The sequence below is a fragment of the Methylopila sp. Yamaguchi genome (genome assembly GCF_002897035.1).
Taxonomy (GTDB): domain Bacteria; phylum Pseudomonadota; class Alphaproteobacteria; order Rhizobiales; family Methylopilaceae; genus Methylopila.
The window spans coordinates 113702-136356 of the sequence record NZ_BAUX01000010.1 but is presented as its reverse complement, the minus strand read 5'-3'; the positions used below and the strand labels follow the sequence as shown (position 1 = coordinate 136356).

Below are 22655 nucleotides of genomic sequence, written 5' to 3'. Positions count from 1 at the left end.
GCATGTCTGAAAACCTGATCCGCGCTCTGACCTTGAAGCAGCTTCGGGCCCTCGCCGCGGTCGCGGAGAGCGGATCCGTGAGCGCGGCGGCGCGGAAGCTGAACGTCACCCCGCCGGCCGTCACCATGCAGGTGCAACTTCTTGAAGCGTCGCTCGACGTGCCGCTGCTGGACCGCAGCGGCGACCGGTTCCGCCCGACGGACGCCGGCCGCGAGGTTGTCGCCGCCGTTTCGCGGATCGAAGGCGCGATCAACGACTGCATGGCCGCGATCGAATCGATGAAGGGGCTGGCGGGCGGCCGCGTGTCGGTGGCGATCGTGTCGACCGCAAAGTACTTCGCGCCGATGGCGCTCGGGGCCTTCGGCCGCGCCCATCCCGGCGTGGACGTAACGCTCTCCGTCGGCAACCGCGCTGACGTGCTCGATCTCCTGCGAGCCGACGCCGTCGACGTCGCGATCATGGGGCGTCCGCCAGAGGATCTCGACGTCGTTCGCACGGTGATCGGCGATCACCCCCACATCGTGATCGCGCCGCCGGACCATCCTCTCGTCGGCCGGGCCGGGCTGCAGCCAACGGCATTGACCGGTCAGACCTTCCTGATGCGGGAGCCGGGTTCTGGTACGCGGGGGCTAATGGAGCGCCTGTTTGAGGCCGAAGGGGTGAAGCCGAAGATCGGAATGGAGATCGGCTCGAACGAGACCATAAAGCAGGCGGTGATCGCGGGGCTGGGTCTGGCCTTCATCTCCGCGCACACGGTCGCGGCGGAGCTCGCGGACGGGCGGATTGCGCGGCTGGATGTGGCGGGATTGCCGATCATCCGGCAGTGGTACGTCGTCCGCCGCACCGGCAAGCGCCTGACTCCGCCTGCCGAGGCCATGTGCGCCTTCCTCGCCGAGCGCGGTCCGAGGTTCTTGCCCCAGGCCGCGGAGTAGCGCGGCCCTTGTCCCCTCAGCCCGCGGGCCTCCAGGGCGGCGCGATGATCTCGAGGTCTTGCCGGTCGATCGCGCTGGTGGCGGTTGCGATCGAGACGCCGTCCAGCACCAGTTCGGGCCGTATCTCCGCTAGGGGCGCCAGCACGAAGGCCCGGTTGAACATCTCCTTGTGCGGCACGATCAGCCGCTCCGAGGCGATCTTAGCGTCGCCCAGGTACAGGATGTCCACGTCGATCGTTCGTGGGCCCCAGCGAAAGGTCTTGGCGCGGCCAAGGTCCTGCTCGACGCTCTGTGTCCAGGCCAGGGCCTCTTCGGGGCTCATCTCCGTCTGGCCCACGGCGCAGGCATTCGCGAACCAGTCCTGGTCGACATAGCCCCAGGGCGCGGTGCGCCAGATCGAAGACGCGGCGACGAAGCGGATCTTTGACCCGTCGAAGGCCTGGGCCATGGCGGCGCGCAGGTTGTCGACCTTGTCGCCCACGTTGCTGCCGAACCCGAGTCCGATCTCAACCACGGCGGCCCTCAAGCCTCGCCGCGACGACGCGTGATGTCGACGCCAACGTCGCCGAACACGCCCGCGATCGGCGCGGAGGGCTTGTGGACCTGCACGCGGACCACCTCGATCGGAGCGAAGCGCGCGAGCAGGGCTGCGGCGATCCTGTCCGCCAGCGTCTCGATCAGGTTGACCGGCTCGCCCGCCGCGATCTCCATCAGGGTCAGATAGACGTCGTTGTAGGACACGGCGCTGCGAAAATCGTCGGTCTGCGCGTAGCCGGCCGTGTCGACCCAATAATCGACGTCGACGATGAAACGCTGACCGAGGCGCCGTTCCTCCTCGAACACGCCGTGGCGGGCGTGCAGCTGGACGCCGCGGAGGAAGATGCGATCGCTCATATGTCTCGAACTCGTAGGAGCGGCGTCCGGTTTCATCAGTCGCGGGCTGCCCAGAGGCGGGCGACGGCGACCGCGGGCGCGCAATCGGCGGCGGCATCCGCCAGGACGTCCGCATCCGCGAAAGTCGCGCCGAGGTCGCGATAGCCGACACCGAGCCGCTCCGCTACCTGTTTCGCAAGGAAACGCCCGACGCCCGCCCCGACGATGACGCGGATTGACTGGGCCTCCGGACGGGTGAGCACGCCGAGCGCGGCGTCATGGAGCCGTCGTAACTGCGCTTCGGCGAGAAAGCCCGCGAGTGTTTCGGCGGCGGGTCGGGTCGCGGCGTCGAGGTCCGCTCCGACCATCCGCAACAGCCGGCGGGCGCTGGCCTCCAGCGTCTTCGGCCCGTCGTCCGCCGCGGCGTGAAGGTCGGCGCCCTCGGGGAGGTCTCCGGTCAGGCGATGGACGTCGGCGCTGGTGGCGAAATGCTCGGCCATCGGCGTCACCCAGGCCCCCGCGAACGGCAGGCGGGAGCTCAGAGCCATGACCGGCGTGCGCGCGACGCCTTGATAGACGAGTTCGTCCGCCGCCATGCGGGCGGCGTCGGTCGCGCCGCGGGACAGCACGACGCCTTCCGCGAAGGGGATGAGGTCGCTCGTGGTCGATCCCACATCGATCAGAAGGCCCGCCTCGCCGTCGCGCGCCAGCGCCTCCGCCGTCGCGCGCCAGTTGGCGGAGGCGACACGATCGACATGCGCGCCTACGGCGGCGGCGGCGATGAACCCCGCGGCGCCTGCATAGATCCTGAGTCGCTCCGTCCCGAACCGGGCCGCAAGCGTTCCGGCGATGGCGGCGACGCCGGACGCGCGGTCGGCCCAGAGATCCACCAGTTCCCCGGTCATGGTGGCAACGCAGGCGGCGTCCGGCGGAACGTCGCCGGCCGCCTGGTCCAGGGCCGCCTCCAGCCGGTCGAGACCCCTCCAAAGCGGGCAGGCGGCGATGCGCACGGCCTCCAGCCGTCCGTCGGCCCCGAGCCGGGCCAGCTTCAGATGCGCGCCGCCGACGTCGAGCCCGACGATCGACGTCACGGTCGCACCTCGACCGTCTGTGTGCTCGCGGGCGGCGCCACCGAGCCGTCCGCGAAGGGCGGCAGCAGGCGCAGGGGATTGACGCCGAGCGAGCGCCGCAGGCCGACGTAGGCGGTGGTCACGCGTGGATTTACCTCGATGACCACAGGGCCGTCCCCGGTCAGCACCACGTCGATGCCGAATAGGCCGTCGAGGCCCGGTATCGCCGCCGCCACGGCGTCCGCGAGCTCGGCGAGCGCGCCGTCTTCGTCGGTGAGGGCGCCGACCGCCAAGCCCTCGAAAGCGAAGGCTCCCTCGTCCAGCGTCACATGCTGGCGGTTGGCCGCCAGAAGCCGGGCGCCGCCGCCGACGCCGAGGACCGTAAGGCTGGCGGCGACCCCATGGACATAGGGCTGAACCACATGGTCGCCGGGAAGCGCGAACGGTCGCTCCTCCCAGAGCCGGGTGTCGTCGCAGCCGGCGCCGTCGTCCGGTTTGCTGACGAAGGGGCCGACCAGACCCTTTGGCAGCGCGCCGAGCGGATAGGTCTCGGGCGTCGCTATGCGCGCTTCGGCGAGCCTTCGCGCAGTCTCGCGCTTGGATGTGGTCAGGGCGATCGCCGAGGGCGTCGGCCCCAGCACGCGCGCCCCTGCGTCCGCGCAAAGCGTCGCGAGGCTGAACAGCGCGCCGTCGGTTTCAGGCGCCACGATCCACGCGACGTCAGCCGCCGCGGCCATGGCGCGCCATTGCGTCCAGGGATCGTCGCCGGCGGCGATCAGGCGAGCGTCGACCCCGTCAGGCGCGGGCAGGCGGTCGTCCACCGTCATTGCGACCGATACGCTTGGGATGTCGCGAAGGTCGACAAGCATCGCGTCGCGCATCATCCGGCCCTCCCGCGCAAGCGACGCGGGTAGGGGCTCGCCCCGAAGGCCGCCGGCCGTTACGAATTCGCACAGGAAGACGCGCACGTCCTTGGTCCTCGGTCCGAGTCGGCCGGACCATAGAGGCGGCGGCGCGCGTGTGGAACCATGAGCGGCTCGGAGGCGCTGCGACATTGGAGGTCATCCCGGTGCTGGACCTGATGGGCGGGCAGGTGGTGCACGCCCGGCGCGGCGAGCGCGACGCCTACCGTCCGATCCAGTCGAGCCTGGTCGCGGGCTCGGATCCCTTGGCGATCGTCGCCGCGCTTTTAGGGCTCGCGCCGTTTCGGACCCTCTACATCGCCGACCTCGACGCCATTCGGCGGCGCGGGTCGCACGACGCCGTCATCGACGGCCTGCGCGCGGCCTTCCGGGATCTTGAGATCTGGGTCGACCGCGGCGAAACCGACGTCCTGGCGTTGCGGCGGCGGGGCGAGCGCGCGGCGGGCGTCAGCGTCATCGGTTCCGAGTCCTTCTCCGACATCTTCGCTCTGAAGCGGGCTCTCGCCGCGGGTCCATCCGTGCTCTCGCTCGATCACGACGCGTCCGGGCGCATGGGGCCGATCGAGATCCATGAGAGCCCCAAGCTCTGGCCCGATCGGGTGATCGTCATGACCTTGGCGCGTGTCGGCGCCGGCGCAGGACCGGACATCGAGCGACTGACCGACGTGCTAGAGCGGGCCGAGGGTCGGAGGGTCTATGCGGCGGGCGGCGTGCGCGACCCGAGCGACCTCGACGCATTGACCGGCCTCGGCGTCGCGGGCGTACTGGTCGCGAGCGCGCTGCACGACGGGCGGCTCGACGGCGCGACGCTCATCCGCGGGCTTGCAGCTTCGCGGCGAATACGGCCGCAACCGTAAGGTCTGCGGTCGTACCGGGATTGATCCCCTGGGCCTTGAGGTGCAGATCGAAGGCGTCGAGCGCTCGGTCGCGGTCGAGTTCCACGTCGAGGCGCGTTGCGAACGCGGACGCCTCCTTGCGGACGCGCTCGGCGACCTCGGGTCCGAACTTGCGCGCGACATGGCTGTCAGGGAACAAGCCGAGCAGTCCGAGATAGACATCCTCCACCGTCTCGCGCGTTTCGCTGTGGCTGTCGTAGGCCGCCGCCGCGGCGAAAACGTCTTCGAAGTCCGTGACGTACTGCAGGGCTATCCGGTCGCGGTCGGCGGCCGCCGCCATGGCTTCGCGGAGCGTGATCGTCGGCGCGGCCGCCACGTCGTGCTCGTCCGCACGGCCGAGGCCGCCGGGGTTCGCGGCGGCGATGGCGCGGTAGGCGGCGGCTGCGTCGTCCACGGTCAGGCGGCCGAGCACGCGGGCGAGAGCGCTTCGTAGAGGCTCGTCGGGGCCGGACGTGAAAGCGGCCTCGACCAGCGGCGCCGCCAGCAGCAGAATGCCGAGGTTCGCGTTGCAGCCCACGGCGCCGAGCGACGCCTTGACCGCGCTTTCGATTCGTTCGCCGACGGTCCGGCCGGCGACGAGGCGCACCGCGGCGACCTCGGCCGCGCGCTCGAAGGTCGCGACCGTCATGCCGTGGCCGGCCCGGAAGACGTGGACGTTGCCCGGCTTGAAGGCGTTCAGCTCCGCCTGGCACGCCGCCCGGAATTCCTCCGCGACCTCCGAGAGCGTCAGGCCGCCCTCAGGCGGCATCGGCGCGCGCCAGCCGGCTGGCGAGATCGCGCGCGAGCGCCGCCGCCACGTCGATCCCCGTCGCGGTCGTCAGTCCCTTCCAAGCGGGCATGGAGTTCACCTCAAGGATGAGGAATCGTCCGTCCTCGGCCTCGATCAGGTCGACGCCGGCGTAATCCGCGCCGACCGCCGCCGCGGCGCGGACGGCGAGCGCGGCCGCCTCGCCGTCGATCGGCGCGGCCTCGCCCTGGGCGCCTTGGAAGATGTTCGTCACCCACCCGTCCGAGCGTCGAATCATGGCGCCGATCGCCCGACCCCCAAGCACGAACACCCGCCAGTCGTGCGCGCCGCCGGCTGCGGCCGAGCCGCGGCTCGGCACGAACTCCTGAAGGTAGTAGAGGCCGCCGACCTCTTCGGGGGCGGGAAGCTTTTCCTCGGGCTTGAGGCGCATGAGTCCCTTGCCCTGAGCGCCGAACAGCGGCTTCAGCACCACGTCGCCCCCGATCGCGGCTCGCGCGCGTTCGGCGTCGGCCGCGCGCTCAGCGGTCATGGTGCGCGGCGTGGGCAGGCCAGTCATCGCGAGCATGGCGGTGGTCATGCTCTTGTCGACGCAAACCTCGATCGCGCGGGCGTCGTTGACGACCGCGACCCCCATGGCGCGTGCGGCATGGAGAAAGCCCAGCCGCGCCGTGATCTGCTCGGTCGTGCCCGCAGGTATCAGCCGCACGAAGATCGCGGCCGGCAGCCGCCCCTCGAGGCCCGGGATGATCAGGCCGGGCCGTCCGGTCACGAGATCGAAGCCGCACTCCGTCATGGACCGGATCAGCGGCCGCAATCCTTCGCGCTCGATCGCGCCGGCGAGCCCGTGGCTGTGCCAGTCGGCTTTCTCGGTGAAGATGACGACGGCGTTCTCGGCGATCATGCAGGCTCGGCGAACAAGGGACACGGGCGGGCGGACCATAGCGACCGCGCCGTCTTAGCACGACCGCCTGCCGTCGCGACTCCGCGACGCGGCCGCCCCCCGAACGCGAAACCCCCGCATCCTTGCGGACGCGGGGGCGATCGTCGCGGCGCTCAGCCTGAAGCGATCAGGCGTGCTCGTAGGTGTTGAGGTCACGGTCCTTGGTTTCGCGGACGAAGATCAGTCCGATCACCACCGTGAGCAGCGCGAAGCCGATCGGGTACCAGAGGCCCGAGTAGATGTCGCCCGTCGACGCGACGATCGCGAACGAGGTCGCGGGAAGCAGACCGCCGAACCAGCCGTTGCCGATGTGGTAGGGCAGCGACATGGCCGTGTAGCGGATACGAGTCGGGAAGAACTCGACCAGCGCCGCCGCAATCGGCCCGTACACCGCGGTGACGTAAAGCACCATCACGGTCAGGATCGCGATGATCTTGAGAGCCTGGAGGTTGCCGAGCGCGGCGAAGAAGCCGGTGATCTTGACCTTCTCCGGGTCCGCCGCAGCCGGATAGCCGGCGGCGACCGCCGCATCGCCGACCGCCTTCGGGAAGGCCGCGGCGTCGGTGAAGGGAACCTCGGTCCCGTTCACCGTCACCCGCAGCGGCGAGCCGGCGGGGGCGTCCACCTTGGTGTAGCGCAGCGCCTGCTGCGAGAGCGTGCGGCGGGCGACGTCGCAGGGCGCCGTGAACTTCCGGATGCCCACCGGGTCGAACAGGTTCCCGCAGGACGCCGGATCGGCGACGACCTCTATCTTCACGCTTTCAAGCGCCCGCTCGTACTTCGGGTTGGCGATCGAGGTGAGCGCGCCGAACAGAGGGAAGTAGGTGATGGCCGCGACCAGGCAGCCGCCCAGGATGATCGGCTTGCGGCCGATCTTGTCAGACAGCGCGCCGAAGAACAGGAAGCCGCCGGTTCCGATGATGAGCGACCACGCGATCAGCACGTTCGCCGTCAGGAGGTCGATCTTCAGAATGTTCTGCAGGAAGAACAGGGCGTAGAACTGGCCCGTGTACCAGACGACGGCCTGTCCGACCACAAGGCCGAACAGCGCGATCAGGACGATCTTTCCGTTCTTCCACTGGCCGAACGCTTCCGAAAGCGGCGCCTTTGAGCGGGTGCCCTCTTCCTTCATCTTCAGGAAGGCCGGGGATTCGTTCATCTGCAGACGGATGTAGATCGAAATCGCGAGCAGGAAGATCGAGCCCAGGAACGGCAGACGCCAGCCGCCCTGGAGGCCGAAGAACAGCGGGAAGTTGGTCTGGAACGCCTCTTCGCCCATCCAGAGGCGCAGCGAGACGATCACCCCGAGCGAGAGCAGCAGGCCGAGAGTGGCGGTCGTCTGGATCCACGCAGTGTAAAAGCCGCGGCGCCCCACCGGGGCGTGCTCGGCGACATAGACCGCCGCGCCGCCGTACTCGCCGCCCAGGGCGAGGCCCTGGAGCATGCGGAGCGCGATGAGGATGACCGGCGCGGCCCAGCCGATCGCGTCATAGCCGGGGAGCAGGCCGACGAGGAACGTCGAGGCGCCCATGATCACGATCGTGATGAGGAACGTGTGCTTCCGCCCCACGAGATCGCCCAGCCGTCCGAACACCAGGGCGCCGAAAGGACGCACGAGGAAGCCCGCCGCAAACGCCAGGAGCGCGAAGATCGCCTGCGTCGCAGGCGGAAAGGATGAGAAGAACTGCTTGCCGATGATCACGGCGAGCGTGCCGTAGAGATAGAAATCGTACCACTCGAAAATGGTGCCAAGCGAGAAGGCCAGAATGACCTTCTTCTCCTCCCTGGACATCGGCCGTTTGGCGTCGATTGCGGTGGTCGCACTTGCGACGGACATGAGCGTTCCCCTCGTTCACCGCCTCGCGCGGCGCGCAGGCGATCGCCGCCCGCGGACGGCGTTGCGTTGACGTGTTTTGCCGGCCGCTCGATCCCTTGCGGCCTTCGCGCTCTTTTTGCTTTCGCCCCGTTTCGCCCAGCTAAGCCGCCGGGACCTCCGCAGACGTCGTCAATTGGATCGGGATCCGTGCGCCGGACGGAATCGTTGTCAGGGTGGCGCACAAAAGCCCACGCCATACGTACAAGTCGTCGAAACCCCCCGTCGATTGGCTAAAAGATGAATGCCGCGTTCAGAAAAGCTTTGTGCACGCTTTTGTTATCGACGGGCGCGCTGATGGGCGCCGTGCCGGTTGACGCGGTCGAGCGGCCCAAGTCGATCATCGGCGAGCCTTACGATCAGAACCCGCGGACTATCACGCGGCCGGCGACGAAGGCGGATCGGGAGTGGCGGCGCGGCAGGGCCGCGCCCCGCGTCGAGATGCAGGCGCAGCCCGCTCGGCGGCCCCGCTACGAGCCTCCGCGCTACGACGGCTACGGACGCCGCCTGAACGTGCCGGGGCGTCCCGAGACCTACGACGCGATTGGCCGCGCCCGCCGTTATCGTTCGCAACCGGCGCCGAGCGTCTCGACGCCGCGCGTGCAGAGCGACATCGGCACGCGGATCAACCAGTTTCCGCCACGCTGAGGCGGAAGAGAGTCGGACGATACGTCCCGACCTTCAGCCGGACCGCGCGGGTTTGCTCCGCCTCACGCAATGCAGCGAAATCGCCGCCGCGTTCGACACGTTCAGGCTCTTGATGGCGCCCGGCATGTCGAGCCGGGCGAGCACGTCGCAGGTCTGACGGGTCAGCTGCCGCAGCCCTTTGCCTTCCGCGCCAAGAACCAGAGCCACGCCGCCTGAGCCGAGCGGCGTGTCGTCCAGGGTCGCGGGACCCTCCGAGTCGAGGCCGATCCTGAGGTAGCCGCGGGCTTCCAGGTCCTCCAAGCCGCGGGCGAGGTTCTGGATCAGGATCAGCGGCACATGCTCCAGTCCGCCGCTCGCGCTCTTCGCCAACACGCCGGTCGCCTCCGGACTGTGGCGTGCGGTGGTGACGATCGCGTCCACAGCGAAGGCGGCGGCGGTGCGTACGATCGCGCCGACGTTGTGCGGGTCGGTGATCTGGTCGAGCACCAGCACGAGGCCGTCGGCCGGGATCGTCTTGAGCGTCGGAATGCGCAGCGCTTCGGCTTCGAGGTAGAGCCCCTGATGCACCGAATCCGGAGTCAGCAGCCGGTCTATGGCGCCGGGCCGTACGATTTCCGGCTCCACCCGCGTCGGCACGTTCGCCTCCGCCAGCCGGGCGAGGGCGTTCTCCGTCGCCATCAGCCTGATGATCTTGCGCTTCGGGTTCGACAGCGCCTCGACCACGGAATGGAAGCCGTAGAGGGTGACGGGGCCGTCATGGTCGCGGGGGAAATCCCGCGGGCCATACTTCTGCGGGCCTGGCCGCGGACCGCGTTTCTCCCACGGCGTGGAGGCGGCGTCGCGGGGCGGGCGGGGAGGGCGCATGGAGACCAATCGGCGGTTAGACGTTCGCCCGGTCTCTTCTCACGTGCGCCTGGACCTGGCAACGCGCGCAGGCCGAGCGTGTCGGAGCGCAGGGCGCCGTCCGCGAACCAAGTGGCGGAAGGGGTGGGATTCGAACCCACGGTGGAGTCGCCCCCACGGCGGTTTTCAAGACCGCTGCCTTAAACCGCTCGGCCACCCTTCCGCGGACGCCAGACGCCGCCGATCGGGGCGCCGAAGCGGCGCGATGATGGCGGAGAGCGCGCTGCGTCGCAACAGCGGCGAACGCCGCGACAACCGAAACCCCTCCCTCCGCGTATCTCGCCGTCACAAGCCTTAACGCGCCACGTCGCGGGAGTTCGAGATGCGCGTCACGTCCATTGTCTCTGGTATCTTCGTTGTTCTGGCCGGCTCCAGCTCTCTCGCGCAAAGCCTCGCCGGCGACGCGCTGTCCGAAGCCATCGCCGGACGCACGGTCTATCTCGCGACGCCGCTCGGCGGCGAGTTTCCCTTGAACTACCGGAAGGATGGGGTCGTCGACGGGTCCGGCGACGCCGTCGGGCTCGGGCGCTTCATGCAGCCGAAAGACAGCGGGCGCTGGTGGGTGGACGGCGCGAAACTCTGCCAGAAGTGGCGCACCTGGTACGACGGCAAAGCGTTTTGCTTCACGGTCGCGAGCTTGGGCGGCGACAAGATCGCCTGGGTGCGCGATGACGGGCTGAAGGGAACAGCCCGCATCGCGAAGTGATCGGTAGGAAATGTGGCGCAAACGCCCCACTCTTGCCTTTTTTACGAAGCTTCGTTCATAACTGTGATCCCGGCGCGCTTCTGGCGCGCCATCGAACGGGGGCGGGCGGCGCGACAGCGCTGACGGATGGGGAAGCGCTTCATGCGCCTTCGTGTCTGCGTCCCCGGCGCATGCGAGGACGGACGGCATGAACGACGCAGCGACGGTCACCCGAGCGCAGAACCGTCGATCGGTCGTTCCATTCGCCTTCCGCATTCCCCAGGTCGCCGTTATCGCCGCCTGCGCCGCGCTCGCCGCCTGTTCGGCGCAGACCCAGCCGACCAAGACCGCAGCCGTGGCGCCGACGGTCGACCCGGCGCTTGGCGTCGCGGTCAGCCCGCAGGTCGTCGCCGCCGGCAAGCCCGTGCCGAAAGGCGGCGGGGTCTACAGCGTCGGCAAGACGTACCAGGTCGCCGGGAAGGTTTACTCGCCGGCGGCGCGCAAGCCCGGTCCGGTCGGCGTCGGCTTGGCGTCCTTCTATGGCGCCCGGTTCCATGGCCGCCGCACGGCCAACGGCGAGGTCTTCGATTCGGCCTCGCTCAGCGCCGCGCATCCGTCGCTGCCGCTGCCCTCCTACGTCCGCGTGACGAACGTCACCAACGGGCGATCGGTCGTCGTGCGCGTCAACGACCGCGGACCGTTCCACAAAGGGCGACTGATCGACGTCTCGCAGCGGACAGCCGACGTGCTCGGCTTCCGCCGCGCGGGCGTGGGGGCGGTCAAGATCGACTATGTCGGGCTCGCCCCTCTGGCGGGCACCGACGATCGGCAGTTGCTCGCGACCTACAAGGAATTCGGCCGCCCCGCCGCGCCCGAGGGCGTGCAGCTTGCGAGCCTGAAGCCGGTGTCCGACGCCGAGCTACTGGGCCGCGCCGCGCCTTCCGCCGATCTGACGGTTGTGGCGAGCGCCGAGGCTCCCGCTTCGAAGGTCGAGACCAATCTGACGACGGCCTACGCGCCGGCGCAGGCGGCCGCCCTGGTTCCGATCCCGGCGGCGAAGCCGACCGTCGTCGCCCGGCAGGCGGCGCCTGAGGGCTTGGCCGGAACGCCGAACACCGAACCGCGGATCGCGGCCGCGCCGCGCGTCGCGGCGGAGCCGAAGGCCAAGCTGGCGGAGGTGAAGCCGCTCGACGCCAAGGCGCCCGCGAGCACGGCGGAGGCCCGGCTGGCGGCGACCGCGGCGGCGCCGGCTCCTGCCGCGCACGCGTCGGCGCCGAAGACGACGGCCAAGCGTGTGGTGAAGCCGACGGAGGAGCCGGTGCTTGCCGCCGTCGCCCCGCAGCTCCCCGGGACCGAGACGCCTGACGAACCCGCTCCGACGCTTCGGCCGGCGCAGAATCCGGCCGTCGCCGCGCGGATCGCCGCGAGCTTCGAAGGTTTTGGCGACACGCCGGCTTTCGTCCGCAGCCAGGAGCCGAGCCTCGGCGCCGCCAGCGCGTACTCCAATCTCCGCTAACCCTGTCGCGTGACGTGAACGTCGCGCGGGGGATCGGTCGATTGTGCCCCCTGTGCCTCCGGCGTATCGTGAGGCTCGACGAGCGCGAACGACGGGCGTGACGATGTTGATCCGAATCTTGGCCCGGCTTGCGTCGCCGCTGAAGGGCGTCTGCGCCGGTCTCGCGCTCTCCGTGGCCGCCGCCGGCGCGGCTGAGGCGGCGTCCGCCGCCGCGAAGGACTTCAAGACAGCGGCGCCCATCGCCTATCTCTATGACGTGACTTCCGGCTCGGTGCTCTACGCCAAGCAGGCCGACCTGCCGTCGCCGCCCGCCAGCATGGCCACGCTGATGACCGTCGAGCTTGTGTTTCAGGCGCTGGACGACGGGCGCCTGAAGCCGGACCAAACGTTCAAAATCACCGAGGACGCCTGGCGGCGGGGCGGTGCGCCCTCGCGCGGTTCTGCGATGTTCGCGAAGCTCAACTCGGAGGTCGCCGTCGCCGATCTGCTGCGCGGCGTGATCGTGCAATCCGGCGGCGACGCCGCGATCACGCTCGCGGCCGGCCTCGCCGGGTCCGAGCCGGCCTTCGCCGAGTTGATGAACGCGCGCGCCCGGGAGCTCGGGCTCGCCCGCTCGACCTTTCGCAACGCGACCGGCCAGCCCGACCCGGAGCAGCGCATGACGGCGCGCGACGTGGCGAAGCTCGCCGAGCATCTCATACGATCCTATCCCGAGCGGTATCCGACCTTCCGAGAGCCAGAATTCACCTGGAACAAGATCTCCCAGCGCAATCGCAACCCCTTGCTAGCGGACTACGCCGGCGCCGATGGACTCAAGACGGGCTGGACCGAGGACGGCGGCTTCAGCCTCGTGGGCTCCGTGTTCCGCGACGGGCGTCGGCTAATCGTGGTGCTGATGGGCCTAGAGACGGCGAAGGCGCGGTCGGACGAGGCGAGGAAGCTGCTGGACTGGGGCTTCACGGCGTTCGAAGAGCGCCAGATCTTCGCCGCCGACGAGGCCGTGGCCGAGGCGCGGGTTTTCGGCGGGGAGCGCCGTTACGTGCCGCTGGTAGCCCCGGGGCCGGTCGCGCTGCTGACGCCGAAGGGCGACGACGCGCGAATCGTGGCGCGGGTGACCTACGACGGCCCGCTGCAGGCGCCTATCGCGCGCGGGACCCGCGTCGGCACGCTGCGGGTGTGGCGGGGCGAGACGCTGACCGTCGAGACCGCCCTGACGGCGGCAGAGGACGTTCCCGTCGGCGATCTCGGACGTCGGGCGATCGACGGCGCTCTCGAACTTGTCGGTGACCTCTTCGGCCAGGTGGCCGCGAAAATCTGAATGCGCGGACGCTTCATCACGTTCGAAGGCGGGGAGGGGGTCGGCAAGTCGACTCAGCTCAAGCGTCTGGCTGCGGCTCTCGAGCGGGGAGGCGTCGAGGTGATCGTCACGCGCGAGCCCGGCGGCTCGCCGCGCGCTGAGGCGCTCAGGGACGTGCTGCTGTCGGGCGGCGCCAAGCGGTTCGGTCCGCTGGCGGAGACGGTGCTGGTCGCTGCTGCGCGCGCCGACCACGTGGAGCGCACCATCCGGCCAGCGCTCGAGCGCGGCGTCTGGGCGCTGTGCGACCGCTTCATCGATTCGACCCGCGCCTATCAGGGCGCGCTTGGAGGAGTCGAGCCGGAGCTGATTCGGGCCTTCGAGAAAGTCGCGGCGGGCCAGACCAGGCCGGACCTGACCCTGATCCTCGACGCGCCGGCCGCGGTCGGGCTTGAGCGTGCGAGGCTGCGGGCGGGCGCGCTGGCCGCGCCGGACCGATTCGAGGCAGAGGGCGGCTCGTTCCACGAACGACTGCGCCGCGCTTTTGTCGAGATCGCGCGGTCCGAGCCCGAGCGCTGCCTTTTGATTGACGCGGGCGGCGACGCCGACGCGGTCGAGCAGCGGGTGTGGGAAGCGGTCGAGCGCCGGCTGCTGATGGCCGGAATCGTCCAATGAGCGACGCCGACGGCGCCCCCGAGTCCGACCGTCGCGAGGGCTGCCCGCACCCCCGCGAGACCGAGGGGCTCGTGGGCCATCGGGCGGCGGAGCACGAGCTCGCGGCGGCCTACGGCTCGAACCGCATGCATCACGCGTGGCTGGTCTCGGGACCGGAGGGGATCGGCAAGGCGACGCTCGCCTACCGACTTGCGCGCTTTGTCTTGGCGCACCCCGATCCGGCGGAGGCCGCGGGGGCCGCATCCCTCGCCGTGTCGATGGACCATCCCGCGGCGAGGTGGGTCGCCCGGCTGTCGCATCCCGATCTTCTCGTGCTGCGCCGCGGCTGGAACGCGGACCGCAAGGCGTTTTACGGGGACATCCGAGTGGACGACGTCCGGCGCGCCACCGGATTCTTCGGGTCGACGGCGGGCGAGGGCGGCTGGCGGGTCGCAATTGTGGACACGGCCGACGACATGAACGGCGCCGCGGCGAACGCTTTGCTCAAGGTGCTGGAGGAGCCGCCGCCGCGGGCGATCTTCGTCCTGCTCTCCGCCGCCCCGCGCGGCTTGCCCGCGCCGGTGCGCTCGCGTTGTCGCGCCTTGCCCTTGGCGCCGCTCGCCTCGTCCGAAGTGCGCGCCGTCCTCGGCCGCTTGTCCGAGATCGCCGAAGAGCACGACGACGACGCGCTCGACACGGCCGCGGCATTGAGCGAAGGCAGCGTTGCGCACGCCCTGTCGCTGCTCGCAAGCGACGGCGCGTCCCTGCACCGCGTGGTCTCCAGCCTGCTCGACCGCCTCCCCGACGTCGACGTCAAGGCGAGCCACGCGCTGGCCGAGGACCTCGCCAAGCGCGGCGCCGAGCAGCGCTTCGGTCTGTTCGTGTCGCTGGTCGGAGACTGGCTCCACGCTCGGGTGCGCGCCGGAGCCGCGGCGGGGGAGGCGCGCCTTGCGCGGTTTGCGGAGGTGTGGGAAAAAACCGCCCGCGCCGCGCGGGACACCGAGACCTTCAACCTCGACCGCCGGCCCTTCGTTCTGGAGACGCTCGCCCAACTCGCCGGCCTCGCGCGCCGCTGACGGCGGCCGGCGCAAGACATCTGACGAGCGATGGCGACGTCCAAGAGCCCCTACTACGTCACGACCGCAATCGCCTATCCGAACGGCGTGCCGCACATCGGCCATGTCTACGAAGCGATCGCGACGGACGCCGTCGCGCGGTTCCACCGGCTCGACGGCCGCGAAGTGCGCTTCTTGACCGGCACGGACGAGCACGGCCTGAAGATGGCCCAGACGGCCGCGCGCGAAGGCGTCAGCCCTTTCGACTGGGCGACCCGGAACGCGGCGCGCTTCAAGGCCATGGACGAACTCTACGGCGTCTCGTTCGACCGCTTCATCCGCACCACCGACGCCGACCATTACGCCGCGAGCCAGGAGCTGTGGCGGCGGATGCAGGCCGCCGGCGACATCTATCTGGGCAAGTACGAAGGCTGGTACTCCGTCCGCGACGAGGCATATTTCGACGAGGCCGAGACGACGCTCGCCCCTGACGGAACGCGCAAGGCGCCCACCGGCGCGCCGGTCGAATGGGTGGTGGAGGAAAGCTACTTCTTCAGGCTCTCCGCCTATCAGGATCGGCTGCTGAAGCTCTACGAGGACCAGCCCGGCTTCATCGGGCCGGACGCGCGGCGCAACGAGGTGCTGGCCTTCGTGAAGCGCGGCCTATCGGACCTCTCGATCAGCCGCACCACGTTCGACTGGGGCGTGCCGGTGCCGAACGACCCAAAGCATGTCATGTATGTCTGGGTCGACGCCTTGACGAACTACCTCACCGGCGCAGGCTTTCCCGCGGACGAGGAGGCTGCGGCGAAGTGGTGGCCCGCGGATCTACATGTCATCGGCAAGGACATCATCCGCTTCCACACGGTGTTCTGGCCGGCTTTCCTGATGTCGGCGGGACTGCCCCTGCCGAAGCGGGTGTTCGCGCACGGCTTCCTCTACAATCGAGGGGAGAAGATGTCGAAGTCGGTCGGCAACGTCGTCGACCCCTTCGCGCTGGCCGAGGGCTACGGCGTGGACGCGGTTCGGTACTTCCTGCTGCGCGAGGCCCCGTTCGGACAGGACGGCTCCTACAGCCACGAGGCGATCGTCGGCCGCATCAACGCCGATCTCGCCAACGATCTCGGCAATCTGGCGCAGCGGTCGCTGTCGATGATCGGCAAGAATTGCGAGGGCAGGGCGCCTGCGCCGGCAGCCCTCGCCGCCGCCGACGAGGCGATCCTGGCGGCGGTCGATGGTCTCGCCGGGACGGTGCGCGCCGCCTTCGACGACCTCGCGCTGCATCAGGCGCTCGGCGCCATCTGGCAGGTGGTGGCGGAGACCAACCGCTACTTCGCCAACGCGGAGCCCTGGGCGCTGAAGAAGACTGACCCGGAGCGCATGGCGACGGTGCTCTATGTGACGGCGGAAGCGGTCCGGAACGTCGCGATCCTGGTGCAGCCGTTCACCCCTGCCGCGGCGGCCAAGCTGCTCGATCTGCTCGGCGTGGCCGACGACGCGCGAAGCTTCGACGTGCTCGGCGCGACCGGCCGTCTGTCGCCAGGGACGGTCTTCCCCGCGCCGCAGCCGGTGTTCCCCCGCTACGTGGAGCCGGAGGCGGCCGCGTGACCGCTCTTGTGGACAGCCACTGCCATCTCGACTTCGACCAGTTCGCGCCGGAGCGCGACGCCGTCGTTCAACGCGCGCATGAAGCGGGCGTCGGACTGATGTTGACGATCTCGACCCGGGTGCGCCGGTTCGACCGCGTCCTCGAACTCGTCGATGCTTACCCCTCGGTCTACGGCACGGTGGGCACCCACCCGCAGAACGCCCACGAGGAGCTAGACGTCACCACCGATGAACTGGTGCGCCTGGCGGAGCACCCGAAGATCGTCGGATTCGGCGAGGCCGGGCTGGACTTCCATTACGATTCGAGCCCGCCGGAGGCGCAGGAGCGGGGGGTCCGCGCCCACATCGCCGCGGCCCGCATCGCCCAGCTTCCGCTCGTCATCCACGCGCGTTCGGCCGACGAGGCGATGATCGCGATCCTCGAAGAGGAGACTGCGAAGGGCGCCTTCCCGGCGGTGCTGCACTGCTTCTCGTCGGGCGCCGAACTCGCCCGCCGGGGCGTCGCGCTCGGGCTCTACGTGTCGTTCTCCGGCATTCTAACCTTCAAGCGGTCAGACGAACTGCGCGCAATCGCGGCCGAGGTTCCTGCCGACCGGCTGCTGGTCGAGACCGATGCGCCTTATCTCGCCCCCGAGCCCTTCCGCGGCAAGCGCAACGAGCCGGCCTACACCGCGAAGACGGCGTCCGTTCTCGCCAAGGTGCGCGGCTGGAGCGAGGACGAAGCTCGGCGCATTACGACGGACAATTTCTTTAGACTGTTCAACAAGACGCCAAGGTCTGCTCTCGTGACGCTGCAAGGCGCGGACGCGGCGTGAGCCTTCGGGTCACCATTCTCGGGTGCGGGTCCTCGGGCGGCGTGCCGCGCGTCGCCAGCGGTTGGGGCCGCTGCGATCCCACCGAGCCTCGCAACCGCCGCCGCCGGTGCTCCATTCTGGTCGAGCGCGACGGCTCCGCCGGGGCGACCCAGGTGCTCGTCGATACTGGGGCGGACCTGCGGGAGCAACTGATCGACGCCGGCGTCGCGCAGCTCGACGCCGTGCTCTACACCCATGAGCACGCCGATCACACCCACGGCATCGACGACCTCAGGCCAATCGCCATTCACACGAGGTCGCGGGTCGACGTATGGGCGGACGCCCGGACCGGAGATTTTCTCCGGCGGCGCTTCGCCTATGTGTTCGAGACGCCGCCCGGCTCGGACTATCCGCCGATCCTGAACGAGCACAGGCTTCTTCCCGGCGAGCCCGTTGCGATTTCCGGCCGGGGAGGCGCGATCGAGGCGCTTCCCATCGAGCTCCAGCATGGGTCCGAGGCGGCGCTCGGCTTTCGGTTTGGCGGCCTCGCCTACACGCCCGACGTCAACGACATCCCTCCCGCCTCCGCGCCGCTGCTGGAGGGGCTCGACGTTTGGATCATCGATGCGCTGCGCGATTCGCCCCATCCCAGCCATTTCTCGCTGGCCGAAGCGCTGGATTGGATCGAACGGCTGAAGCCGAAGCGTGCGATCCTGACCAATCTCCACACGGACCTCGACTACGCGACCCTGAAACGCCGCGTTCCCGCCCATGTGGACGTCGCCTTCGACGGCATGCGGATCGAGACGCACTAGGCGTTGCGAGGCGGCTCGCCTCGACGGCGTCTGGCATGCCAGAATGGGCGCAAGCAATAACCTGCTCAGGAGCGAACGCCCGTGACCGCCCATCTCTATGATCTGACGCTCGCCGACGGCCGCCGGCTGAGCCCCTACTGCTGGGCGGCGAAGCTCGCGCTCGCGCACAAGGGCGTGGCGTTCGAGACCACCGCGACGCGGTTCGTGGACATCGGAAAGGTCGCGGGCGGCGGCTTCAAGACGGTGCCGATCGTCGAGATCGACGGGACCACCATCGGCGATTCGTTCGAGCTGGCGCTGCATCTCGAGCGCACGCGCGTTGATTCGCCTACGCTTTTCGCCGGCGAAGGCGGCGTCGCGCTGACCCGGGCGGCTGCGGCGCAGGGCGCTTACCTGCTCGGCAAGATGTCGCGGCCGATGGCGCTGGCGATCCACGATGGCCTGGATGCGGAGACGCAAGTCTACTTCCGGTCGTCGCGGGAGCGCATGTTCAAAGCGCCGCTGGAGGAGGTCTCAGCCCAGCCCGAGGTCACCATCGCCGCGGCCCGGGAGGCGATGACGCCGCTCCGGATTCTCCTTCGAAGCCAGCCATTTATCGGCGGCGACGAGCCGTTGTTCGCGGACTTCCTGATTGCGGGCCTGTTCCAGTGGGCGCGGGTCGTCGGCGCGGTCGACTACCTCGCCGGGGAGGACCGCATCGGCCCCTGGTTCGGGCGTCTCGAAGAGCGCTACGGAGCGACGCTTGGGGCGACGGCAGGTTAACGCGGGGTCAATTCCCAGCTAACCGGCGATTGGCGGTCGCGTCCGCCGTCACTTGCCGCCGGATTGGACGCCGGCGGCGGCGACGTGGTCGAGCAGCGCCACAGCGGCGCGCTCGACCGTCATCCGCGGGTTCGCCTCACACCAGGCGTCGACCCATCTGGTCAGCGCCTCCGGATTGATGTCGGCGTACGGCTTCAGGGCGAGCCCGTTCCGGCCGAAGGCGGCGCCGGTGAGGAAGGCGTGGACCCAGGACTGATACGCCTCCGCCTTCGCCTCGTCCGTGCGCTGTGCGTCTGTCCAGGCGCCGCAGGTCTTCGCGCCGAGGCCCCAGACCACGTAGGCCTGGGCTGCGGCGCTCGAGGCCAGCCCCGCGGCGAGGGCCGCGGCCAAAGCCAGCGCGGTCAAGCTGGTGGTGGTCCTCGCCATGGGTCTTCCGCCCTTCAACCCCGCGGTCACTCCGCGGCTTTGCTCGCCGGCTTGACCGTCTTCTTCGCGGCCGGCTTCTTCGCCGCCGCCTTTGGAGAGGCCTTTGCGGTGGCCGCCTTGGCGGCGGGCTTCTTCGCGGCCGCCTTCCGCGCCGGCTTCTTGGACCCGCCCATCGCCGCGCGGGCGTCGATGATCTTGATCGCCTCTTCGAGCGTCAGGGCGTCGGCCTCGACTCCCTTCGGCAGGGTCGCGTTGACCTTGCCGTGCTTGGCGTAGGGGCCGTAGCGCCCCGCGTGGACCGTGATGGGGCCGCCGTCGGGATGGTCGCCGACGGTGCGCCCCGCCGGCGCGCCGCCGCGGCCTGCGCCGCGCTTGTCCTTCTTCTCGGCGATCACCGTGACGGCCCGGTTGAGGCCGACGGTAAAGACCTCTTCCGGCGAATCGAGGTTGGCGTAGGAGCCGTCATGGCTGACGTAGGGCCCGTACCGACCGATATTGGCCTCGATCGGCTTACCGCTTTCCGGATGCAGCCCGACGAGCCGCGGCAGCGACAAGAGCTTGAGCGCGCCGTCGAGATCGAGCTCCGCCGCCGACCACCCCTTTGGCAGGGAGGAGCGCTTCGGCTTCTCCTTGTCCGCGCCTTCGCCGAGCTGAACATAGGCACCGAACCGTCCCGCGCGCAGCGTCACCTCGAGACCGGTCTCGGGATCCGTGCCGAGCGCCTTCACGCCGTCAGGGCCGGCGGCCGAGCCGTCCTCGCCGCCAAGCTCGCCGCCGAGCGGACGGGTGAACTTGCACTCGGGATAGTTCGAGCAGCCCACGAAGGAGCCGAACTTGCCGAGCTTGAGCGAGAGCCGGCCCGTGCCGCAGGTCGGGCAGACGCGCGGATCGGAGCCGTCGGCCTTGGCCGGGAAGATGTAGGGTCCAAGGATCTCGTTCAGGGCGTCGAGGACCTGCGTGACGCGCAGCTCCTTGGTCGCGTCGATTGCGCCGGTGAACTCCTTCCAGAAGGCGCGCAGCACCTCCTTCCAGTCGAGCTCGTGGTTCGAGATCTTGTCGAGCTGCCCCTCGAGATCCGCCGTGAAGTCGTACTCCACATAGCGGTCGAAGAAGCTTTCCAGGAAAGCCGTGACAAGCCGGCCCTTGTCGTCCGGCACCAGCCGCTTCTTGTCGAGCTTCACATATTCGCGGTCGCGCAGCACGCCGAGCGTGGCGGCGTAGGTGGAGGGGCGGCCGATGCCGAGCTCCTCCATGCGCTTGACGAGCGCGGCCTCGGTGTAGCGGGGCGGCGGCTCGGTGAAATGCTGGGTCGAGGCGACGGGGCCCACGCGCTTGAGCGGGTCGTTCGCGGCCATCGCCGGCAGGCGGCGGGCCTCCTCGTCCTCCTCGTCGTCCCGGCCTTCCTGGTAGGCGGCGAGGAAGCCGTCGAAGGTCACGACCGTGCCGGTGGCGCGGAGTTCGATCGGCCGTCCCGAGCCGGTCGCCAGGATGTCGACGGTGGTCCGCTCGACCTCGGCCGATTCCATCTGGCTCGCGACCGTGCGCTTCCAGATCAGCTCGTAGAGCTTGGCCTGGTCGTCGTCGAGGCGGCGGGCCATCTCGCGCGGGGTCCGCCGCGGGTCGGTCGGGCGGATGGCCTCGTGGGCCTCCTGAGCGTTCTTGGCCTTCACCGTGTACTTGCGGGGGCTGCCCGGCACGTAGCGGGCGCCGTAGTCCGCGCCGATCAGCGAGCGCACGGCCGTGACCGCGCTCGGGTCCATGTCGACGCCGTCGGTCCGCATATAAGTGATGAGACCGGTGGTCTCGCCGCCGATGTCGACGCCCTCATACAGCCGCTGGGCGATCTGCATCGTCCGGTTCGGGGCCAGCCCGAGCTTGCGGCTGGCTTCCTGTTGGAGCGTGGAGGTGGTGAAGGGCGGGGCCGGGTTGCGCCGGCCGGGCTTCGCTTCGACGTTGGAGACCTTGAGGTCGGACGCCTCGATCGCGCTTTTCAGCGCGGCGGCGGTGGCGCCGTCGGCGATGTCCAGACGACCGATCTTCTTGCCGTCGGCGGAGGAGATTCGCGCCTCGAAGGTTTCGCCCTTGGGCGTCGCGAGCTGGGCGATCAGCGACCAGTATTCACGCGGAACGAAGCGCTCGATCTCGATCTCGCGGTCGCAGACGAGGCGCAGCGCCACAGACTGGACGCGGCCGGCGGAACGGGCGCCCGGAAGCTTGCGCCACAGCACAGGCGACAGGTTGAAGCCGACGAGATAGTCGAGCGCACGGCGGGCGAGGTAGGCGTCGACCAGCCCGACGTCGATCTCGCGCGGCTTCTTCATCGCGTCGAGGATCGCCTGCTTGGTGATCGCGTTGAACACCACGCGTTCGACCGGCTGGTCCTTGATGGCCTTCTTGGCGCGCAGAACCTCGAGCACGTGCCACGAGATCGCCTCGCCCTCGCGGTCGGGGTCGGTTGCGAGGATGAGCTTGTCGGCGCCTTTGACGGCGCGCGCGATCTCGTTCAGCCGCTGGGCGGACTTGCCGTCCACCTCCCACAGCATGCGGAAGTCGGCGTCCGGATCGACGGAGCCATCCTTCGCAGGGAGATCTCGCACATGGCCGTACGAGGCGAGAACCTCATAATCGGAACCAAGATACTTGTTGATCGTCTTCGCCTTCGCAGGCGATTCGACGATGACGACATTGTTCATCAGTCGTGGGTCTCTGAGCTGACGCCAGTCCGGGCGACGGCGGCGGCGAACATGGGGAACCGGGTTCAGCCTGTCAAATCGCCCCGCGTCACAACGCTCAAGCGAGGAATACAACCTGTCAGCGCTATATTGCGTTTCGTGCAATCATCGGTGTAGGTTTAACGCATCCCCACTGTAGAAGCGGTCGAACCATGACGAGCCCCGCGGGCGCCCCATTGCAGCGGCTGGATCCGGCGGCGCGCGCCGAGGCGGCCAACTATGTCGCCACGATAACGGTCGAACTCGCGCGGATCGCGCGCACCAACGCCCTTCCGACGCTCGCCTACCTCCTCGACATGGCGAGGCTCGAAGCCGAGACCCAAGCGCGTGAGCCCGCACTGCGGCAGGGGGAGCGCCCGAACCGCCGCTAGAGCGCGTTTGCGGCAATTGGCAGTCCGTCGCAAGCGCGCTCCTGCTCGTCCCGGCCCACGCGCCGGGTTCCTGCACCCTCAGCCACGCCAACGCGACGTCGATCTCGTGGGCGCCGGGGGTTGGCGCCAGAGCGACG

23 protein-coding genes and 1 tRNA gene are annotated in these 22655 nt (G+C 69.5%); 13 read left to right on the top strand and 11 right to left on the bottom strand.

Translation table 11 applies throughout. The features are described from left to right. Positions 1 to 2: 2 nt before the first annotated feature. Positions 3 to 932: a LysR family transcriptional regulator gene (locus METY_RS13245; RefSeq protein WP_103121872.1), complete on the top strand. Its 930-nt coding sequence runs from the start codon at positions 3 to 5 to the stop codon at positions 930 to 932. Positions 933 to 948: 16 nt separating this feature from the next. On the opposite strand, the gene folK is transcribed toward METY_RS13245, so the two are convergent. From folK to METY_RS13225, 4 genes are read right to left on the bottom strand one after another with little or no spacing between them, the layout of a single operon-like run. Next, complete coding sequence (gene folK / locus METY_RS13240) at positions 949 to 1446, bottom strand: 2-amino-4-hydroxy-6-hydroxymethyldihydropteridine diphosphokinase (RefSeq protein ID WP_103121871.1); 498 nt, start codon at positions 1444 to 1446, stop codon at positions 949 to 951. Between the two features lie 8 nt (positions 1447 to 1454). Beyond that, positions 1455 to 1826 (bottom strand): dihydroneopterin aldolase, encoded by a 372-nt coding sequence (gene folB, locus METY_RS13235; protein ID WP_103121870.1) that lies wholly within the window; start codon positions 1824 to 1826, stop codon positions 1455 to 1457. Positions 1827 to 1861: 35 nt separating this feature from the next. Beyond that, positions 1862 to 2896 carry a hydantoinase/oxoprolinase family protein gene (locus METY_RS13230; RefSeq protein WP_103121869.1) on the bottom strand — a complete coding sequence of 345 codons (1035 nt, stop codon included), beginning with the start codon at positions 2894 to 2896 and terminating at the stop codon, positions 1862 to 1864. Further along, complete coding sequence (locus METY_RS13225; protein WP_103121868.1) at positions 2893 to 3759, bottom strand: ATP-grasp domain-containing protein; 867 nt, start codon at positions 3757 to 3759, stop codon at positions 2893 to 2895. The genes METY_RS13230 and METY_RS13225 overlap by 4 nt, the downstream gene beginning before the upstream one ends. Positions 3760 to 3893: 134 nt before the next feature. On the opposite strand from METY_RS13225, the gene METY_RS13220 reads away from it, so the two are divergent. Beyond that, positions 3894 to 4655: a HisA/HisF-related TIM barrel protein gene (locus tag METY_RS13220; RefSeq protein WP_346433157.1), complete on the top strand. Its 762-nt coding sequence runs from the start codon at positions 3894 to 3896 to the stop codon at positions 4653 to 4655. On the opposite strand, the gene METY_RS13215 is transcribed toward METY_RS13220, so the two are convergent. The 3 genes from METY_RS13215 to METY_RS13205 all read right to left on the bottom strand — a co-directional run bounded on the left by METY_RS13215 (position 4609) and on the right by METY_RS13205 (position 8219). Next, a complete protein-coding gene (locus METY_RS13215; RefSeq protein WP_103121867.1) occupies positions 4609 to 5442 on the bottom strand; it encodes a triphosphoribosyl-dephospho-CoA synthase in 834 nt (277 codons plus the stop codon). The genes METY_RS13220 and METY_RS13215 overlap by 47 nt on opposite strands. Beyond that, positions 5432 to 6343, bottom strand: coding sequence for an ATP-grasp domain-containing protein (locus METY_RS13210; protein ID WP_103121866.1), 912 nt, complete (start codon positions 6341 to 6343; stop codon positions 5432 to 5434). Before METY_RS13210 ends, METY_RS13215 begins: the two co-directional genes overlap by 11 nt. Before the next feature lie 166 nt (positions 6344 to 6509). Further along, positions 6510 to 8219 (bottom strand): MFS transporter, encoded by a 1710-nt coding sequence (locus METY_RS13205; protein WP_103121865.1) that lies wholly within the window; start codon positions 8217 to 8219, stop codon positions 6510 to 6512. Positions 8220 to 8495: 276 nt separating this feature from the next. Here METY_RS13205 and METY_RS13200 point away from each other — a divergent pair, with 276 nt between their 5' ends. Beyond that, positions 8496 to 8903, top strand: coding sequence for a hypothetical protein (locus METY_RS13200; RefSeq protein WP_160147356.1), 408 nt, complete (start codon positions 8496 to 8498; stop codon positions 8901 to 8903). Between the two features lie 33 nt (positions 8904 to 8936). On the opposite strand, the gene METY_RS13195 is transcribed toward METY_RS13200, so the two are convergent. Together METY_RS13195 and METY_RS13190 are read right to left on the bottom strand one after the other, a co-directional pair. After that, positions 8937 to 9767 (bottom strand): TrmH family RNA methyltransferase, encoded by an 831-nt coding sequence (locus tag METY_RS13195; RefSeq protein WP_103121863.1) that lies wholly within the window; start codon positions 9765 to 9767, stop codon positions 8937 to 8939. Between the two features lie 112 nt (positions 9768 to 9879). Next, positions 9880 to 9969: transfer RNA gene (locus METY_RS13190), tRNA-Ser, on the bottom strand. Positions 9970 to 10128: 159 nt separating this feature from the next. On the opposite strand from METY_RS13190, the gene METY_RS13185 reads away from it, so the two are divergent. The 9 genes from METY_RS13185 (at position 10129) to METY_RS13145 (ending at position 18989) form a co-directional block, all read left to right on the top strand. After that, entirely contained in the window at positions 10129 to 10512 is a 384-nt protein-coding gene (locus METY_RS13185) for a hypothetical protein (RefSeq protein ID WP_103121862.1), read from the top strand. Positions 10513 to 10699: 187 nt separating this feature from the next. Then, the gene (locus tag METY_RS21235; RefSeq protein ID WP_200819674.1) at positions 10700 to 12007 is read left to right on the top strand and encodes a septal ring lytic transglycosylase RlpA family protein; all 1308 of its coding nucleotides are present in this window, start codon (positions 10700 to 10702) and stop codon (positions 12005 to 12007) included. 103 nt (positions 12008 to 12110) lie between these two features. Beyond that, positions 12111 to 13325 carry a D-alanyl-D-alanine carboxypeptidase family protein gene (locus METY_RS13175; RefSeq protein ID WP_103121861.1) on the top strand — a complete coding sequence of 405 codons (1215 nt, stop codon included), beginning with the start codon at positions 12111 to 12113 and terminating at the stop codon, positions 13323 to 13325. Beyond that, on the top strand, positions 13326 to 13976 hold the full coding sequence (gene tmk / locus METY_RS13170; RefSeq protein WP_103121860.1) for a dTMP kinase: 651 nt from the start codon (positions 13326 to 13328) through the stop codon (positions 13974 to 13976). Further along, positions 13973 to 15031 carry a DNA polymerase III subunit delta' gene (locus METY_RS13165; protein ID WP_103121859.1) on the top strand — a complete coding sequence of 353 codons (1059 nt, stop codon included), beginning with the start codon at positions 13973 to 13975 and terminating at the stop codon, positions 15029 to 15031. The genes tmk and METY_RS13165 overlap by 4 nt, the downstream gene beginning before the upstream one ends. A gap of 30 nt (positions 15032 to 15061) precedes the next feature. Next, entirely contained in the window at positions 15062 to 16618 is a 1557-nt protein-coding gene (metG, locus tag METY_RS13160) for a methionine--tRNA ligase (protein ID WP_103121858.1), read from the top strand. Next, a complete protein-coding gene (locus tag METY_RS13155; protein ID WP_103121857.1) occupies positions 16615 to 17433 on the top strand; it encodes a TatD family hydrolase in 819 nt (272 codons plus the stop codon). The genes metG and METY_RS13155 overlap by 4 nt, the downstream gene beginning before the upstream one ends. Beyond that, complete coding sequence (locus METY_RS13150; protein WP_103121856.1) at positions 17430 to 18227, top strand: MBL fold metallo-hydrolase; 798 nt, start codon at positions 17430 to 17432, stop codon at positions 18225 to 18227. The genes METY_RS13155 and METY_RS13150 overlap by 4 nt, the downstream gene beginning before the upstream one ends. Before the next feature lie 81 nt (positions 18228 to 18308). After that, the gene (locus METY_RS13145; RefSeq protein ID WP_103121855.1) at positions 18309 to 18989 is read left to right on the top strand and encodes a glutathione S-transferase N-terminal domain-containing protein; all 681 of its coding nucleotides are present in this window, start codon (positions 18309 to 18311) and stop codon (positions 18987 to 18989) included. Between the two features lie 48 nt (positions 18990 to 19037). Here the strand turns inward: METY_RS13145 and METY_RS13140 are convergent, their stop codons facing one another. Then, on the bottom strand, positions 19038 to 19415 hold the full coding sequence (locus METY_RS13140) for a hypothetical protein (protein ID WP_103121854.1): 378 nt from the start codon (positions 19413 to 19415) through the stop codon (positions 19038 to 19040). 26 nt (positions 19416 to 19441) lie between these two features. Next, positions 19442 to 22108 (bottom strand): type I DNA topoisomerase, encoded by a 2667-nt coding sequence (gene topA, locus METY_RS13135; protein WP_103121853.1) that lies wholly within the window; start codon positions 22106 to 22108, stop codon positions 19442 to 19444. Between the two features lie 191 nt (positions 22109 to 22299). On the opposite strand from topA, the gene METY_RS13130 reads away from it, so the two are divergent. Continuing rightward, positions 22300 to 22518, top strand: a complete 219-nt coding sequence (locus METY_RS13130) for a hypothetical protein (RefSeq protein WP_146035721.1) — start codon at positions 22300 to 22302, stop codon at positions 22516 to 22518. The last annotated feature ends 137 nt before the right edge of the window (positions 22519 to 22655 follow it).

Bases quoted from the DNA above. Each gene is read 5' to 3' on its own strand.
- METY_RS13225 (WP_103121868.1), bottom strand. From the start codon at position 3,759: ATGATGCGCGACGCGATGCTTGTCGACCTTCGCGACATCCCAAGCGTA.
- METY_RS13205 (WP_103121865.1), bottom strand. From the start codon at position 8,219: ATGTCCGTCGCAAGTGCGACCACCGCAATCGACGCCAAACGGCCGATG.
- METY_RS13185 (WP_103121862.1), top strand. From the start codon at position 10,129: ATGCGCGTCACGTCCATTGTCTCTGGTATCTTCGTTGTTCTGGCCGGC.
- topA (WP_103121853.1), bottom strand. From the start codon at position 22,108: ATGAACAATGTCGTCATCGTCGAATCGCCTGCGAAGGCGAAGACGATC.
- METY_RS13210 (WP_103121866.1), bottom strand. From the start codon at position 6,343: ATGATCGCCGAGAACGCCGTCGTCATCTTCACCGAGAAAGCCGACTGG.
- METY_RS13165 (WP_103121859.1), top strand. From the start codon at position 13,973: ATGAGCGACGCCGACGGCGCCCCCGAGTCCGACCGTCGCGAGGGCTGC.
- metG (WP_103121858.1), top strand. From the start codon at position 15,062: ATGGCGACGTCCAAGAGCCCCTACTACGTCACGACCGCAATCGCCTAT.
- METY_RS13195 (WP_103121863.1), bottom strand. From the start codon at position 9,767: ATGCGCCCTCCCCGCCCGCCCCGCGACGCCGCCTCCACGCCGTGGGAG.
- METY_RS13200 (WP_160147356.1), top strand. From the start codon at position 8,496: ATGAATGCCGCGTTCAGAAAAGCTTTGTGCACGCTTTTGTTATCGACG.
- METY_RS21235 (WP_200819674.1), top strand. From the start codon at position 10,700: ATGAACGACGCAGCGACGGTCACCCGAGCGCAGAACCGTCGATCGGTC.
- folB (WP_103121870.1), bottom strand. From the start codon at position 1,826: ATGAGCGATCGCATCTTCCTCCGCGGCGTCCAGCTGCACGCCCGCCAC.
- tmk (WP_103121860.1), top strand. From the start codon at position 13,326: ATGCGCGGACGCTTCATCACGTTCGAAGGCGGGGAGGGGGTCGGCAAG.
- METY_RS13175 (WP_103121861.1), top strand. From the start codon at position 12,111: ATGTTGATCCGAATCTTGGCCCGGCTTGCGTCGCCGCTGAAGGGCGTC.
- METY_RS13140 (WP_103121854.1), bottom strand. From the start codon at position 19,415: ATGGCGAGGACCACCACCAGCTTGACCGCGCTGGCTTTGGCCGCGGCC.
- METY_RS13130 (WP_146035721.1), top strand. From the start codon at position 22,300: ATGACGAGCCCCGCGGGCGCCCCATTGCAGCGGCTGGATCCGGCGGCG.
- METY_RS13215 (WP_103121867.1), bottom strand. From the start codon at position 5,442: ATGCCGCCTGAGGGCGGCCTGACGCTCTCGGAGGTCGCGGAGGAATTC.
- METY_RS13245 (WP_103121872.1), top strand. From the start codon at position 3: ATGTCTGAAAACCTGATCCGCGCTCTGACCTTGAAGCAGCTTCGGGCC.